This window comes from Desulfovibrio desulfuricans, from assembly GCF_004801255.1.
In the GTDB taxonomy this organism is placed as follows: Bacteria; Desulfobacterota; Desulfovibrionia; order Desulfovibrionales; family Desulfovibrionaceae; genus Desulfovibrio; species Desulfovibrio desulfuricans_C.
The window spans coordinates 1,318,769-1,332,828 of record NZ_CP036295.1; the positions used below are offsets into that span (position 1 = coordinate 1,318,769).

General features: G+C 59.9%; 9 protein-coding genes. 6 read left to right on the plus strand and 3 right to left on the minus strand.

Annotated features, from left to right (window positions below; all coding sequences use genetic code 11):
* The first annotated feature begins 1 nt into the window (after window position 1).
* Both DDIC_RS05555 and DDIC_RS05560 read left to right on the plus strand, forming a co-directional pair.
* Window positions 2-2,650 (plus strand): PEP/pyruvate-binding domain-containing protein, encoded by a 2,649-nt coding sequence (locus DDIC_RS05555; protein ID WP_136399519.1) that lies wholly within the window; start codon window positions 2-4, stop codon window positions 2,648-2,650.
* A gap of 191 nt (window positions 2,651-2,841) precedes the next feature.
* The gene (locus DDIC_RS05560; protein WP_136399520.1) at window positions 2,842-3,813 is read left to right on the plus strand and encodes a 2-hydroxyacid dehydrogenase; all 972 of its coding nucleotides are present in this window, start codon (window positions 2,842-2,844) and stop codon (window positions 3,811-3,813) included.
* Between the two features lie 316 nt (window positions 3,814-4,129).
* Here DDIC_RS05560 and groL read toward each other — a convergent pair whose 3' ends face one another.
* The 3 genes from groL to DDIC_RS05575 form a co-directional block, all read right to left on the minus strand.
* Complete coding sequence (gene groL, locus DDIC_RS05565) at window positions 4,130-5,782, minus strand: chaperonin GroEL (RefSeq protein ID WP_136399521.1); 1,653 nt, start codon at window positions 5,780-5,782, stop codon at window positions 4,130-4,132.
* A gap of 41 nt (window positions 5,783-5,823) precedes the next feature.
* A complete protein-coding gene (gene groES / locus DDIC_RS05570; protein ID WP_136399522.1) occupies window positions 5,824-6,111 on the minus strand; it encodes a co-chaperone GroES in 288 nt (95 codons plus the stop codon).
* Between the two features lie 381 nt (window positions 6,112-6,492).
* Window positions 6,493-9,567 (minus strand): hypothetical protein, encoded by a 3,075-nt coding sequence (locus tag DDIC_RS05575; protein WP_247647568.1) that lies wholly within the window; start codon window positions 9,565-9,567, stop codon window positions 6,493-6,495.
* A 227-nt stretch (window positions 9,568-9,794) separates the two neighbouring features.
* Between DDIC_RS05575 and DDIC_RS05580 the strand changes: the two genes are divergently transcribed.
* The 4 genes from DDIC_RS05580 (at window position 9,795) to radA (ending at window position 14,056) form a co-directional block, all read left to right on the plus strand.
* Window positions 9,795-10,058: a hypothetical protein gene (locus DDIC_RS05580; protein ID WP_136399523.1), complete on the plus strand. Its 264-nt coding sequence runs from the start codon at window positions 9,795-9,797 to the stop codon at window positions 10,056-10,058.
* Between the two features lie 309 nt (window positions 10,059-10,367).
* Window positions 10,368-12,002: a sensor domain-containing diguanylate cyclase gene (locus tag DDIC_RS05585; protein WP_136399524.1), complete on the plus strand. Its 1,635-nt coding sequence runs from the start codon at window positions 10,368-10,370 to the stop codon at window positions 12,000-12,002.
* Window positions 12,003-12,221: 219 nt separating this feature from the next.
* Window positions 12,222-12,527: a hypothetical protein gene (locus tag DDIC_RS05590; protein WP_136399525.1), complete on the plus strand. Its 306-nt coding sequence runs from the start codon at window positions 12,222-12,224 to the stop codon at window positions 12,525-12,527.
* Window positions 12,528-12,712: 185 nt separating this feature from the next.
* Complete coding sequence (radA, locus tag DDIC_RS05595) at window positions 12,713-14,056, plus strand: DNA repair protein RadA (protein WP_136399526.1); 1,344 nt, start codon at window positions 12,713-12,715, stop codon at window positions 14,054-14,056.
* Window positions 14,057-14,060 lie beyond the last annotated feature (4 nt).

Consider the following 14,060-nt stretch of genomic DNA (forward strand, 5'->3'; position numbering starts at 1 on the left):
CATGGCGCTGCTCGACTGCCTGCGGAAACTGCTGGGGCGTGATGGCCCGGACGAGCCGGATGCGGAACAGCTTGCGCGCGAGGAGGCCTTTAAGGCCCGCCTGCGCGAGCGGTGCGCGCGCTTTCGCCGTTTGCTGTCGTCCAACAAGACCGCGCTTGAGGCCATGAGCGATGTGGAAGAGCATCTCTCCGGCTCGCGTCCGTTTGGCATGGATTACGTGCATGCCGCAAGCACCCGCGTTGTGACGGCTGTTTTTCAGATGGTGCGCGACCTCAACGCACTGTCCGACGACGAGTACCAGTCTTTGCAGCAGTCGTTTGACCGCATCCGCGGGCAGATGCAGAGCCTGCTTGAAGAACAGCCGCTGCAGGACGGCCCCAGCATCATGCCGCTTGGCGATATCCGCCTGCGCCACATTGCCTTGGTGGGCGGCAAAATGGCCAACCTGGGCGAGGTGGCGGCCCACGCCGGGCTGGATGTGCCCGAGGGCTTTGCCGTAACTGTGAGCGCCTATTACCGCTTTATGGAATACAACGGGCTGCGCAGCGAGCTGAACCGCCGTATTCAGGCCACAGACATGCACAGCCTTGAGGAAGTCTTCAGCCTTTCCGCTGCGCTGCAGCAGGCCGTACTCAGTGCGCCGCTGCCGCCCGATCTGGAGCGGGAAATTAGCGAATCCGTCGCGGAAATGCAGCGCCGGGCCGGGCCGGGCCTGCTGCTGGCCCTGCGCAGCAGCGCAGTGGGCGAAGATTCGCTTGGGGTGTCGTTTGCCGGGCAGTACCGCTCCGAGCTTAACGTGCCGCCAGAAGAAGCCTGTGAAGTCTGGAAAGAAATTGTCGCCAGCAAGTATGCCGTCACGGCCATGAGCTACCGCTACCAGCATGGTATCCCTGACGATACGGCCCCCATGTGCGTGGGCGTGCTTGCCATGGTTCCCGCCGCCGCAGGCGGCGTGGCCTACAGCCGCGACCCTGTGGCCGCGGCGCGCGGGCAGGAGCAGGTGCTGCTCAACGCTGTGCCGGGCTTGCCCCAGGGAGTGGTGGACGGCGCCGTTACCCCTGATGTCTTTATTTTTACCCACGCCAACCCGCCCAGACCCATCAGCAAGTCGCTGGCCGGCCTTGCGGGCGTGCCTGCCAGCCTTACGGATTTTCAGGCTGCGGAGCTTGCCCAGGTGGCGCTGGCGCTTGAAGAATATTACGCCGAACCGCAGGATGTGGAGTGGGCGCTCGACTCGCGCACCGGGCGTATTGTGGTGCTGCAGAGCCGCCCCCTGCGCGAGGCCGATGCCGCCACCGAAAACCGCGCCGTTGATGCGGATGCCCAGGGCGCAGCCGGGGCACCTGCCGGGGAGCTTGACGACGCTGGCGCTCGGCCCGGCGAGTGCAAATGCCTGTCGGAGCTGCCCGATGGGCTGAAAGTGCTTGCTGCGGGAGGCGTGGCCGTGAGCCCCGGCGTGGGCATGGGGCCGGTATTTGTGGCCCGCAAGGAAGCGGACATGCTCTCCTTTCCCAATGGCGGAATCCTGGTGGTAGAGCGGGCATTGCCCCGCTGGGCACCGCTGCTTTCGCGCGCGTCGGGCATGGTAAGCGAAACGGGCGGCATGGCCGGGCATCTGGCCTCTGTGGCCCGCGAGTACCGCCTGCCTGCGCTGTTCAGCCTGCCCAATGCCTGCGCCCTGCTTGAAAACGCAGGCGACGCCACCCTTGACGCCGGGCATTGCGCAGTGCTTGCAGGGCGTAATCCCCAGCTTGCCGCCCGTGTGGCCGAGCCGCCCAATCTTATGGAAGGCAGCCCCGTGCACCAGCGCCTTGAGGCCTTGGCCCGGCTGATGGTGCCGCTCAATCTTCTGGATCCGGAGTCGCCTCAGTTCGCGCCCGAGCATTGCCAGACCCTGCACGACATAACCCGTTTTTGCCACGAAAAATCCGTACAGCTCATGTTTGAAGACGGCTCGGGCGTCAACCAGCGCATGGGCAAACAGCTCAAGGCCGGGGTCAAGCTGCAGTATTGGATTGTGGACATGGGCGGGGGTTTTGCACGGCATGTGGGCGGCGCAGTGGTGGACATTGCCGATATCGCCAGTACGCCCATGCTGGCCCTGTGGGACGGCATGATTGCCGTGCCCTGGGCAGGGCCGCCAGCCGCCAGCGCGTCGGGTTTTATGAGCGTGATGATTGAAAGCACCATGAATCCCGACCTGGAAAGCACGGCGCCCAATGCCATGGCGAATAAAAACTTCTTTATAATTTCTGATAATTACATGATTTTGCAGGCCCGTTACGGTTACCACTTTTGTACGGTGGAAAGTCTGGCTGGCGCAAATAATCACGAAAACTTCGTGAGCTTCCAGTTCAAGGGCGGGGCAGCCGACAGGCAGCGTCGCCGCCTGCGCGCCCGCATGGTGGCAGATCTTCTTGAACAGCAAGGTTTTCGCGCCGACGTCAAGGACGACTCGCTGTTTGCGGTGGCGGAAAACTTCGCCGCTGACGACATCCTGCAAAAAACGCGCATGATAGGCTATCTGCTTATCCACACCCGGCAGGTGGACATGATCATGCTGGAGCAGGAGCGTGCCGCAGCCCTGAAGGAAAAACTGGGCGGCGATATGGCTTCGCTGCTCGACCGGCCCCTTGCACCGGGCAGGTAGCTGCCGTTGTAACTCTGCCGCCTGCCGCGAACAGCCGCAAGGCATTGCATGCCGTGGCAGCAGCGGCGTGCCGTGTTCTTTATTCTTGCTTTCAGCCCTTCATCTGATTACTTACAAAAGCATACCTGCTGTGTAGGGAAACCGCACCAGGCAGGGATGTTTCTATTTTTTTGCCTTTTGGGAGAGTTGCCATGCGCAAGCCAAGAATTTTTATACCCCGGGCGGTCGTCCCTGAAGCCCTTGAACTGCTGCGCACCCGCTGCCATGTGGATATGGGCCCAGTGGGAGGCCTGACCGACGATAAACTGATAGAGGCCGTGCGCGGCTGCGACGGCATCCTTTCTCCTGTGGTTGCCTTGCGGGCGGAAGTTATTGAAGCTATGGCCCCCACCTGCAAGATTATTTCATGCTTTGGCGTGGGTTTTGACCATGTGGATATTGCCGCCGCCACCCGTAACGGCATATGGGTGACCCATAACCCCGGCTTTGTGACCGACGATACTGCGGACATGGCCTTTGCGCTCATACTCGGCGTGGCCCGACGGCTGCACGAATGCGACGGTTACGTGCGCAGCGGTGTAAAGCCCTGGCCCATGACCAGCAACATAGGCTTGCGCGTGTCGGGTAAAATTCTGGGCCTTGTGGGCAGCGGACGCATTGCCCAGGCCGTGGCCGCCCGTGCGGCTGGCTTTGGCATGACCCTGCTGTACACGTCGCGTCACCGCAACGAAGACTTTGAGACCCGCACCGGTGCGCGCTACGCCAGCGAGCGGGAGCTGCTGCAGCAGGCTGATTTTGTCAGCCTGCACATGCCCCTGACCCCTGAAACTGACAAGTATATAGGCAAGGCTGAGCTTGAGCTCATGCAGCCCCACGCCATACTCATCAACACGGCGCGGGGCAGGGTAGTTGACGAGCAGGCCCTTGCCGACGCCCTGCAACGCGGCGCCATAGCCGGAGCCGGGCTGGATGTGTTTGAAAACGAGCCGCGGGTTCTCCCCGCCCTCTGCGCGCTGCCCAATGTGCTGATGACGCCGCACAAGGGCGCTGCAACCATGGACGGATTCCTCAACATGGGCCGCAGCAGCGCGGAAAAGATCTTTGCCGCGCTTGATGGCAAGTTGCCTGCCAACTGCCTCAACCCCGAGGCTCGGCCCGCATAGAGCTGGTCGGCCCGGGAGATGTGGGGGCTTGTGCCGCCGCCGGGGTTTGTGAGGTGGCTCCGGTGGGAATCTGGTTGACGCTCTAAGCCGTAAATGAATATCAGGGCAATAGCCACCCTCGCTGTCCCATCTTTTCCCCTGTCCCATCTTTTCCCCCGTAAAAGGCTTATGGGGTTTTTCAGGCTATTGAACAAGCGCCTTCGATGGGGGGGGGCTGCCACTGCCCGACAGGCCAGCTGGTCGTCGTCAGCGCAAAAAAAGGCTCCCGCCGAAGCGGGAGCCTTTGCTATTCAAGCGTATGAGCCCAGGGGCTGGCTTAGTACATGCCGCCCATTCCGCCCATGCCACCCATGCCGCCCATGTCGGGCATGGCAGGAGCCGCACTCTTCGGTTCGGGCTTTTCAGCAATGGCGCATTCGGTGGTCAGCAGCAGAGAGGCCACGGAAGCGGCGTTCTGCAGGGCCGTACGGGTAACCTTTTTGGGGTCGATAACGCCAGCCTTGATCAGGTCTTCGTATTCGCCGGTGGCGGCGTTGAAGCCGAAGCCGTCCTTGCCCAAGCGAACCTTTTCGACCACGATGGAGCCTTCAAAGCCGGCATTGTGGGCGATCTGGCGCAGGGGTTCTTCGATGGAGCGGCGGATGATGTTCACGCCAGCAAGTTCGTCGTCGTCGGCGGGCTTGATGTCGTTGAGCACCTTGGAAACGCGGATCAGAGCGGTGCCGCCGCCAGGCACGATGCCTTCTTCAACGGCAGCGCGGGTAGCGTTCAGGGCGTCTTCAACGCGGTCTTTCTTTTCTTTCATTTCCACTTCGGTGGCAGCGCCCACATGCACAACGGCCACGCCGCCCACGAGCTTGGCCAGGCGTTCCTGCAGCTTTTCGCGGTCGTAGTCGGAGGTGCTGTCTTCGACCTGGGCGCGGATCTGCTTCACGCGGGCCTTGATGTCGTCGCCCTTGCCAGCGCCGTCGACGATGGTGGTGTTTTCCTTGTCGATAACGATGCGCTTGGCAGAGCCAAGTTCGGCAAGGGTCATGCTTTCAAGCTTGGAGCCGGTGTCGTCGGAGGCGACCTGGCCGCCGGTCAGCACGGCGATATCCTGCAGCATGGCCTTGCGGCGGTCGCCGAAGCCAGGAGCCTTGACGGCCACAACCTGAAGGGCGCCGCGCAGCTTGTTGACCACCAGGGTGGCCAGGGCTTCGCCTTCGACGTCTTCAGCGATGATCATGAGGGGACGGTTAACCTTGGCAACCTGCTCAAGCACGGGCAGCATGTCTTTCATGCTGGAGATTTTCTTTTCCGTGCACAGGATGTAAGGGTTGTCCATTTCGCAGACCATCTTTTCGGTGTTGGTCACGAAGTAGGGGGAGAGATAGCCGCGGTCAAAGCGCATGCCTTCCACCACGTCCATGGTGGTTTCCAGACCCTTGGCTTCTTCAACGGTGATAACGCCTTCCTTGCCCACCTTGGACATGGCTTCGGCAATGATGTTGCCGATGGTGGTATCAGAGTTGGCGGAAATGGTGCCGATCTGGGCAATTTCCTTCTGGTCGCGGGTGGGCTTGGCAAGGTTGGCCAGCTCGGCGATCAGGGATTCAACAGCCTTGTCCACGCCACGCTTGATGGCCATGGGGTTGCGGCCGGCGGCCACAAGCTTGGTGCCTTCGCGGTAAATGGCCTGGGCCAGAATGGTGGCGGTGGTGGTACCGTCGCCAGCGGCGTCAGAGGTCTTGGAGGCCACTTCCTTGACGAGCTGAGCGCCCATGTTTTCAAACCTGTCGCTCAGTTCGATTTCCTTGGCCACGGTAACGCCGTCCTTGGTGATGACGGGCGCGCCAAAGGACTTTTCAATGGCAACATTGCGGCCCTTGGGGCCAAGTGTAACTTTAACGGCGTTGGCAAGCTTGTCTACGCCACGGGCAAGTTTTTCACGGGCTTTAACGTCAAAAAGAATTTCTTTAGCGGACATTGGGAAAGTTCCTCCTGAATATAATTCGGCAGCAGTGGGAGTTAGTCAATAATGGCGAGAATGTCTTCTTCGCGCATCACAAGATGATCAACGCCGTCCAGCTTGACTTCGGTGCCGGCATACTTGTTGAACAGCACCATGTCGCCCGCTTTCACAGCCAGAGCGACGCGTTCGCCATTTTCCCCAGTCTTGCCGGGACCAGCAGCAACAACCTGACCCTTGGAAGGCTTTTCCTTCGCCGTATCGGGGATGTACAGGCCACCGGCGGTTTTTTCTTCGGATTCAAGGCGTTTGACCAGCACACGGTCGTTAAGGGGCTTGAGCTTCATGACGTCAAATCCTCCCGGAAATGATTTTTTTTATTGTCCATCTAGGACGCAGCAGCGGCCGCATCTCTTTGGCCGCGCTGGAAATATTGCGCGTTACGAACCGAAGCATGGTAAGCTTCGCCCCGGTTCCGCACCGGCATAGAAATAAGACGCGCTTGGAGCTTGAAAAGGGGTTGAGGCTGATTTTTTTTACTTTTTTTGAAAAAAACAAAAAAATCAAATAAATCAGCACTGTTGCAGATCAATCTTCTTGCGGCTCCATCCGGTTGCACCCATGTGCGCACAATACGTTGGGCATGCAGCTCTAACGGAGCAACGATGTGCAGTCAAGCAGATACTGGCGCTGGCTGGCTCCCGCCCTCCCTGTGGAGGTGCAATGCATCAGCACTGGCAGACGCCGTCGTTGAGCCTGATCCGCGCTTCGCGGCGCAGTTCCTTAACATATGCGGCGTTGTTTTGCAGGTAAAACGCCAGAGAGCGGGCAAAATCTTTTTTCAGCAGGCCTTCAAGAATCAAGGTGCTGATCTCGCGGTCAAGCAGAAGCAGTGAATTGAGGCCCATGACAATGCTGCGCTCGGCCTGCGGCAGGGCGCACATTTTGCGCCAGAACACCTCTCTGGCCCTCGGCTGGTAGTACCACATGTACATCATGTCGAGCAGGTGGGTGATGGTTTGCCGCGCGGTGGCCCTGTCCTTGCCGTAGAGTATCCGCCAGTACTCCGCCGGGTCCTGCAGCAGGGTCTCAAGATCCTTGCTGGGAAACAGCAGCTCCTGACGCGTAAGGTTTTTATACAGCTGGGCAAACTTGCTGTCGTAGTCGCACTGCCGCATGCGCAGGTACATGTTGCGGTCGGCAAAGCCCTCGATGATCGAGGCGACCATGTCCGAGGAGCACTTGGACACGATGGCGGCGCAGTTTTGCAGCAGGCTTGCGGGGTCTGGCAGGTGCATGGCCGTAAAAAAGAGCAGCAGGCCGTGCCCCATGAGCAGCGAAAGCGGTATGGAAAGGGCGCTGCGAAACAGGTTGCCGACAATGGCCTCCTTGGGCAGCCCTCGGTAAATGTTGTGGCCCGATATGTACGCGCTGTTGACCATGGCTATGACCGTGTACACCGCCAGCGCGTTGTCCTGCACGGTGAGGCCCATGAGATCCTGCAGCAGCCACAGACGCACCACCACCTCGAGCAGCGGCACCGACACGCCCGTGTACAGCAGTGAATCGGCCATGCGGCTCCAGCTGACATAACGCTTCCAGGGCACGAGCATGGAGCGGGTAAAGGCGCCGCCGCCCACCACCGCCTGACCCACGTTGCGCACAGCCGTAATGGCAAACCATATGAACGCGCCAAACCAGGTGAGCACCCACCAGCCGTTTACGTAGCTGAACGCCCATTGCGCGGGCAAAAAACCCGCCAGAATTTTGAGGGCGTTGACGATGTCGCTGTTCATGTAGTCTGGCGACCAGAAGGGTATTTCTTCCTGCGAGGGGCTTTGCAGCTGTTGCAGGTCGCGGTTTACGCCCTTGGCGTCGACGCCGCCCAGGGTAACAAGGTTGCCCTCGTGCCCGACCCTGGTAGTGTTTTTTTCAAGCCCCCAGCCGCGCACCTTGTGGCAGCCAACGTTACCGAAACCGGGAATGCGCCTGAGCAGGCGCTGCCACAGGGGCTGGGGCTGCTGCGGCTCGTGGTACTGGGTAAAGCGGTAAATGTCCGTATGCACGGGCAGGGTGAGCCGCTGGGCGTTGTCTTCGCTGCGCAGCACCGCGCGGGCCTTGGGCGGCAGGGTCTCCACAAAAACCAGCCCCATGCCGTGGGTGTGGTGCGAGCGGCTGGTGGAGTCGGTGCCGATGCGCGAACCCAGCGGCGACAGGGCGTAATATTCCTGCAGCTGCGGTATATGCCCAAGAATCTCGTGAAACAGGTGCATCCTTGCGGAGTCTTTAGGTTCGCCGCTGATGATGCGGCGGATAACCTGCTTGAGCCGTGGGGTGCTGCCCTCGTTGACCGCCCTTTGCAGGGTGTTGATCTCTTCCACATGGGCAAGCTGCCCGCTTGTCCACTCGCGCAGGTTAAACAGCTCGAGGTGCGTGATGCGGCCGCGCCCGATCCACAGCAGTTCAAGCACATCCTGCGCCGTCAGGCCCGCCAGGTTAAGGATGATCTGGCAGGGGTGCAGTGGGTGGATGTTTTCGAGCAGAAACTCCGGGGGCTGCTGCATGATGGCGGGCAGCTCGGTGTTTGGCGTGTAGGGGAAGACAATTTTGGGGTTGGCCTCGGGGCCAAGCCAGTCTTCGCGCAGCATGTCGGGAACCATGTCGGCCAGTTCCGTCAGTCCTTCGCGCAGCTTGGCCGCTCTGGCCGGGTCGGTTTCCGCCTCCAGCGCCGCGCTCAGGCGTTCCTTGCGCATCTGGCGCAGCGGCTCCAGCTGGTTGTAGATAAATTCGGCAAGGTGCAGCGACGAGGGCTGGCGCTGCCCCACATAGGCAAGGAATTCGTCCTCCTTAAGCGGGGCGGGCGTCGGCATATCCCAGCGCGCGGCCAGCGAGGCGGCGTGACGTTCGTTCCAGGCGCGCAGCAGTTTGAGCACGTATTCGCGCATCCAGTCGTTTACCGGCGCATACTTACGCAGTGCGTCCACGATGTCGCGCCGGTGCAGCAGGTCGTTAAAGGCCTTGGACGTTTCGGTATTGAGCGGTGACCAGGTAAATTCCACCAGTTTGTCGCGAAACGTGGCCTTGAACTCTATGCCGATGCGCACCGTAATGCCCATGATGTGCGCCGCGCGCAGCAGCTCCTGCGCGGCTTCGGGATCGACGGTGTTGTAGTAGATCACCGTCAGAAAGCGGATGCCCTTGATCCATGCGTCCATGACCAGATGCGTGGGATTTTTGCGCCCCTTGGTATTGGCGTCGTGCACATGGTGGTCAAAGGCGTGCTGGTTCCATTCCTCAGGCATTTCGAGCAGATGAAACTTGCGCAGCAGGGCGCGTACAATGCGCGGCGTGCCGCGCACGGCCTGGTGAAATTCGTGCGCCAGGGGCAGCTGACGGCAGGGATCGTCGGAGCGCACAAGGTCTTTCATTATCTGCACGAGCACGCGGGCGGTATTGTTTTGCAGCGACGAGTGCGAGGAGTACAGCACTTCGTCGTGAAGACGGCGCAGAGCCTGCAGGCGCTCGTTGGGGCCGCCAGCCTCCAGGCTTTCAAGCAGTACAATTACGGCGCTCGCCAGCCGCAGGCCGTGGGACGAGGCCATTTCAATAATGCCGTGGGGGTGCAGGCCCGGCTCGGGCTGGCGCAGCGCGTTGTCCTGCGCGCGGGCTTCCACAAAGGCGTTGACCAGCTGGATCAGCTTGTGATCCTGCGGGTCAAACAGCAGTGAAGAAAATTTCCGGTGCGTGCGTGAGGTCACGCCGGTTGAACAGGCGTCCGGGGTGGTGCGTAAAGATGTGCGCATGTAAAAAAACTTGGCAAAAAGTGCTTATAGATGTTTGCAGAGCCTTTACGGCCTGTAAATAAACTGAATTTTTCTCATGATGCAGCGCATGTGCGCGAAAGTCCAGCGTCATGTTGCGGGCGCGGGGCCGGTTTGTCGGCGTATTGAAAAATAGACCGGCTGCCGTTACCAATAAAGAATAAATCCTCACGCACAGGCATCTGCCACCTTTTACCACGGGAGGCCCAATGTATCAGAAAACCAACGATCTGGCCGGGGGGCATGTGTTTGCAACCGCGCAAGACATGCTGGACTGGCTTGAAAAAGCCATGACCGACAATATCAGCAACAACCGCGACCGCCAGCGGTTTGAGGCCGATCCCTATGCTTATACCGTCAATTACGCCGAGGCTGCCGGGCTTGCGCTTGACGATTATCAGGCGGGCGAGGTGCAGCGGCGCGTGGCGCAGTGGGTTCAGCAGCAGTATGCGGAAGATATGACGGAAGAATAGGCGTATGCCTGCGCCTGCGCGGCATCGGGCAGGTCGGCTGCCCGGTGCCCGTAAAAATGCCTGCGCCATGCAGTTATGCTAATATGCGACCGTATTGTCCATATATTGCATATGATATCAAATAGGCACGTGGCCTTTGTTGTTTCTTTCAACCAGTCGCGGACAAAATTATTAATTTACATTACGCAGAGTAACAGTAAAAACGTCTCTGTTTGAATGATAAAAAATATCTTTTTTGTTGCAATATTCCTGCAAATTGATGAAGCTCGCGTCAGTTAATTTTTTGTGTTTTTTTAAGGTAAGTTAAGGATGATGAAAGCAGTTTTACGCAGTGCAGCCGCACTGCTCGGCAAACTCAAAATCCATATTGAAGAACGGCCCACGCGTACCATATTGGCGCTCTGGGCGTTATCCATACCTTTTGCAGCCGCGCTTTCGCTGCTGGTTGCTCTGTATTGGCGCTCCGAACATTTTGCAGCAGGCCTTGACGAAGCTGAATTTTCGTTGACGCAACGGGTGCAGCGCGTTGCGGAAATGACGGAACTCAAATTTGATACAATCCGCAAACTGACGGCGCTTCTGGCGACGGATTCCCGCATTGTCGCCGCGCTCAGTGGGCAGGGCAATCTGGTGGAGTGCACCAGCTACCTGCAGAGCGTGGGGTATACGCTACGCCTGCACCGGGCGTTTTTGCTCAACAAAAACGGCGTGTGCGTCGCCTCAAACGATGCCGGGCTTGCCAAAAATCTGCTTGGGGTCAACCTGGCTGACCGTGAGTATTTTATTCGCGCCATGGCTGGCGAAAGCGCGGTGCAGTTTGTGGTGGGGCGTGTTTCCACTGTTCCCGGTTTCCATTTTTCCGCTCCCGTGATCGGCCCGGACGGATACCTTGGGGTGGTCGTACTCAAAATTGACAAGGATACTCTGGCCCAGCAGCTGTACCTGCCTACCGGCTTTGTCACTGACCGCGCCGGGGTTGTTGTTGTGCCAGATGTGCCGGAAAACATGCTGCGGGTGGTGCCCGGCGGGTCTGCCGCGTCGCTTGGCGTGGAGCAGAGCCAGCTGCGTTATCAACGCGCGAAGCTTGAAACGGTGTATCTGCGCGAGGTGAACGTGCATGGCCATAAGGCCTGGCTGCGCCATGCGGAGGGACAGCCGTTTTTATGCACGGTTGCCAGCATCGGCAAAGAGGGGCTGAGCGTCTACGGGTTTGAAAACATTGGCCAGCTGGTTGCCGAAACGGAGGCGTCCTTCAGGGTGCGCCTGCTGACCGCGTTCTTTTTTTTGATTCTTGGCTCTGCAGTTATCATTGGCACGTTTGTGAACTTTTTGCGCGACAGGTATCAGCGCAACACGCTGCAAAAGCTCAACGACACCCTGCGGGTGCAGGCCCAGCACGATGCCCTGACCGGGCTGCTCAACCGCAGAATGTTTGATGAAATGGCCGAATCCTGGTTTGCCCAGACCCTGCGTCTTGGGGTGCCCTTTTCACTGGTGCTGTTTGACATAGACCACTTCAAGCGACTCAACGATTCTTTTGGGCACCAGGCAGGCGACAACGTGCTGCGCAAAATAGCCGCCTGCGTGCAAAATACGTTGTCGCGAAAGGGCGACAGGGTGTTTCGCATCGGGGGCGAAGAATTTGCCGTGCTTGCAGGCGCGGAGGACGAAGCGCAATTGCGCTGTTTGATGGAAAAAATCCGCACTGCGGTGGAAGGGTTGCAACTGAAGCATCCCAACGGCCCCAAGGCTGTGGTGACTGTTTCGCTGGGCGGCCTGCTGGTGTGCGGTTGCTGTGATCTCTCGTTTGACGGGGCCTTCAGAAAAGCAGACGAGGCCCTGTACCAGGCCAAGGCCAGCGGGCGTAACCGCAGCGTGCTGGCGGACGCCTCCTGTCTCGTGACCGTCCCCCCCGTCAGGCTCAGATCGCGGAAGCGTTCGTGAGTCGGGATAATCCACTTCGTCTGATCTTTTGTGCTTTCTGCGTGTTGCGGCCTGCGTTTGGTGGCTGCTTTGCGCGCACTGAATTCCGGCAGGGAACTGCGAAAATATTGGGTGTGCACAGTTTGTTGACTTTGAATTTCATTTTCATATACTAAGCCTGCTGCCCGTACAGGGCAGAACTTTTACCGCCTTCAGGCGCAAAGGAGAACAGGCAGAGATATGGCTAACCGTTTTGCAACAACGCAGAATATGGCGATCCAGTCTGTACGCGAAAATGGAAAGGATCTGGTGCTGGCCATCGACAGCCGGGGGCTGTACCTCACTACCGCGCAGTATGTGGGGCGGCCCATTGCCGACCGCAACCGCTACAGCGGCGCGCGGCAAGATACGGACCAGCGCATAGCCGCACTCGGGCTCGACGCTGCCGACCTGCTGGCGGCCAACCAGCACCGTATCCAGGTCGAAACCGTGGCCGCCAAAAAGGTCAACCCCCTCAAGGCCTCCAAGCGCGGGGCCAAGGGCTAGATCGGCGGCATTAGTCGGCCGGTCGCCGCCGGTCGCGCCGCCGCACTTTCGCCCGTTGCGGGGTGGTTGCCAGTTGTGGCCCGCCCTCCGCAGCGGGCGATTGTGTTATTGCATCGTCGCCCTGGCAAGGCCTTTTGCGCGCACAGAAACTTGCGCCCTGTGTACTTTTTTCGTAGGCTTTATTCATGACGAAAACACGCGAGATTTATATCTGCTCATCCTGTGGCTCACAAACCATGCAATGGCGTGGGCAGTGCCCCAACTGTCATGAATGGAACACCCTGCAGGCGGCGGTGCAGCCCAAATCGGCCCCCGGCGGCAACAGGCCCAGACCGGCCCTGGACACGTCCAGCAGGCCCATCCCCCTGCGGGAGGTGCAGGACGCGGGGCACGAGCCATACGGCAGCGGCCTCAAGGCGCTTGACCGCGTGCTGGGCAAGGGGCTTGTGCCCGGTGCGGCAATTTTGGTCGGCGGCGAGCCGGGCATAGGCAAATCGACCCTGCTGTTGCAGGTGGCGGGCCTGGTTGCGGCGCAGGGCAGGCATGTGCTCTACGCCAGCGGCGAAGAATCGCTGCCGCAGATCAAGGGGCGAGCCGAACGTCTGGGCATGCTTGCTCCCGACCTTATGGCCATTGCCACCTCACGTGTGGAAGACGTGCTTGAAGCCGCCAATGCCGCGCCGCCAGCCCTGCTGGTGGTGGATTCGGTGCAAACCCTCACGAGTCTTGAGGCCGACGGCCTGCCGGGCAACGTCAGCCAGGTGCGCGCCGTGGCCACGGCCCTGCTTGAGGCCTGCCGCAGGCTTTCGTGCACGCTGGTGCTGGTGGGGCATGTGACCAAGGACGGCGTGCTGGCCGGTCCCCGGCTGCTTGAGCATATGGTGGATACCGTCATTTCCCTTGAGGGCGACCGCCGTCAGATGTTCCGCCTGCTGCGCGTGTTCAAAAACCGCTTTGGCCCCAACGAAGAACTGCTGGTCTTTCGCATGGAAGCCACGGGCATGCAGATTGTGGACGACCCTTCCACGTTTTTTTTGGGCCAGCGCGATCCTTCGCTTTCGGGTACGGCGGTGGTCATGGCTGTGGACGGTCAGCGCCCGCTGGCCGTGGAGGTGCAGGCCCTTGTGTCGCGTACGTTTTTGAGTATTCCGCGTCGCGCGGCCCTGGGGTTTGACGTGGGCCGCCTGCACCTGCTGCTGGCCGTGCTGGAAAAAAGACTCAAGCTCAACTTTGCTCAGGTTGATATTTACGCAAAGGTGGGCGGCGGCATGAAACTGAGCGAGCCGGGGCTTGATCTGGCGCTGGTAGCCGCTGTGCTTTCGTCGTATTATGATGTTCCCCTGCCGGAAAAAAGCGTACTTTGGGGCGAGGTTGACCTCAACGGGCAGGTACGGCCCGTATCCGCGCAGGATCTGCGGCTTACGCAGGCGCGGCGTCTGGGTTTTGACCCCATAGTGCATCCGGCCATGGAGCAGGGCGGCATCAGTACCATTGCCGCGCTGCAGCAAAGGCTATTTCATCGCAAGTAAAGGC

Bases quoted from the DNA above. Each gene is read 5' to 3' on its own strand.
- DDIC_RS05555 (WP_136399519.1), top strand. From the start codon at position 2: ATGGCGCTGCTCGACTGCCTGCGGAAACTGCTGGGGCGTGATGGCCCG.
- DDIC_RS05560 (WP_136399520.1), top strand. From the start codon at position 2,842: ATGCGCAAGCCAAGAATTTTTATACCCCGGGCGGTCGTCCCTGAAGCC.
- groL (WP_136399521.1), bottom strand. From the start codon at position 5,782: ATGTCCGCTAAAGAAATTCTTTTTGACGTTAAAGCCCGTGAAAAACTT.
- groES (WP_136399522.1), bottom strand. From the start codon at position 6,111: ATGAAGCTCAAGCCCCTTAACGACCGTGTGCTGGTCAAACGCCTTGAA.
- DDIC_RS05575 (WP_247647568.1), bottom strand. From the start codon at position 9,567: ATGCGCACATCTTTACGCACCACCCCGGACGCCTGTTCAACCGGCGTG.
- DDIC_RS05580 (WP_136399523.1), top strand. From the start codon at position 9,795: ATGTATCAGAAAACCAACGATCTGGCCGGGGGGCATGTGTTTGCAACC.
- DDIC_RS05585 (WP_136399524.1), top strand. From the start codon at position 10,368: ATGATGAAAGCAGTTTTACGCAGTGCAGCCGCACTGCTCGGCAAACTC.
- DDIC_RS05590 (WP_136399525.1), top strand. From the start codon at position 12,222: ATGGCTAACCGTTTTGCAACAACGCAGAATATGGCGATCCAGTCTGTA.
- radA (WP_136399526.1), top strand. From the start codon at position 12,713: ATGACGAAAACACGCGAGATTTATATCTGCTCATCCTGTGGCTCACAA.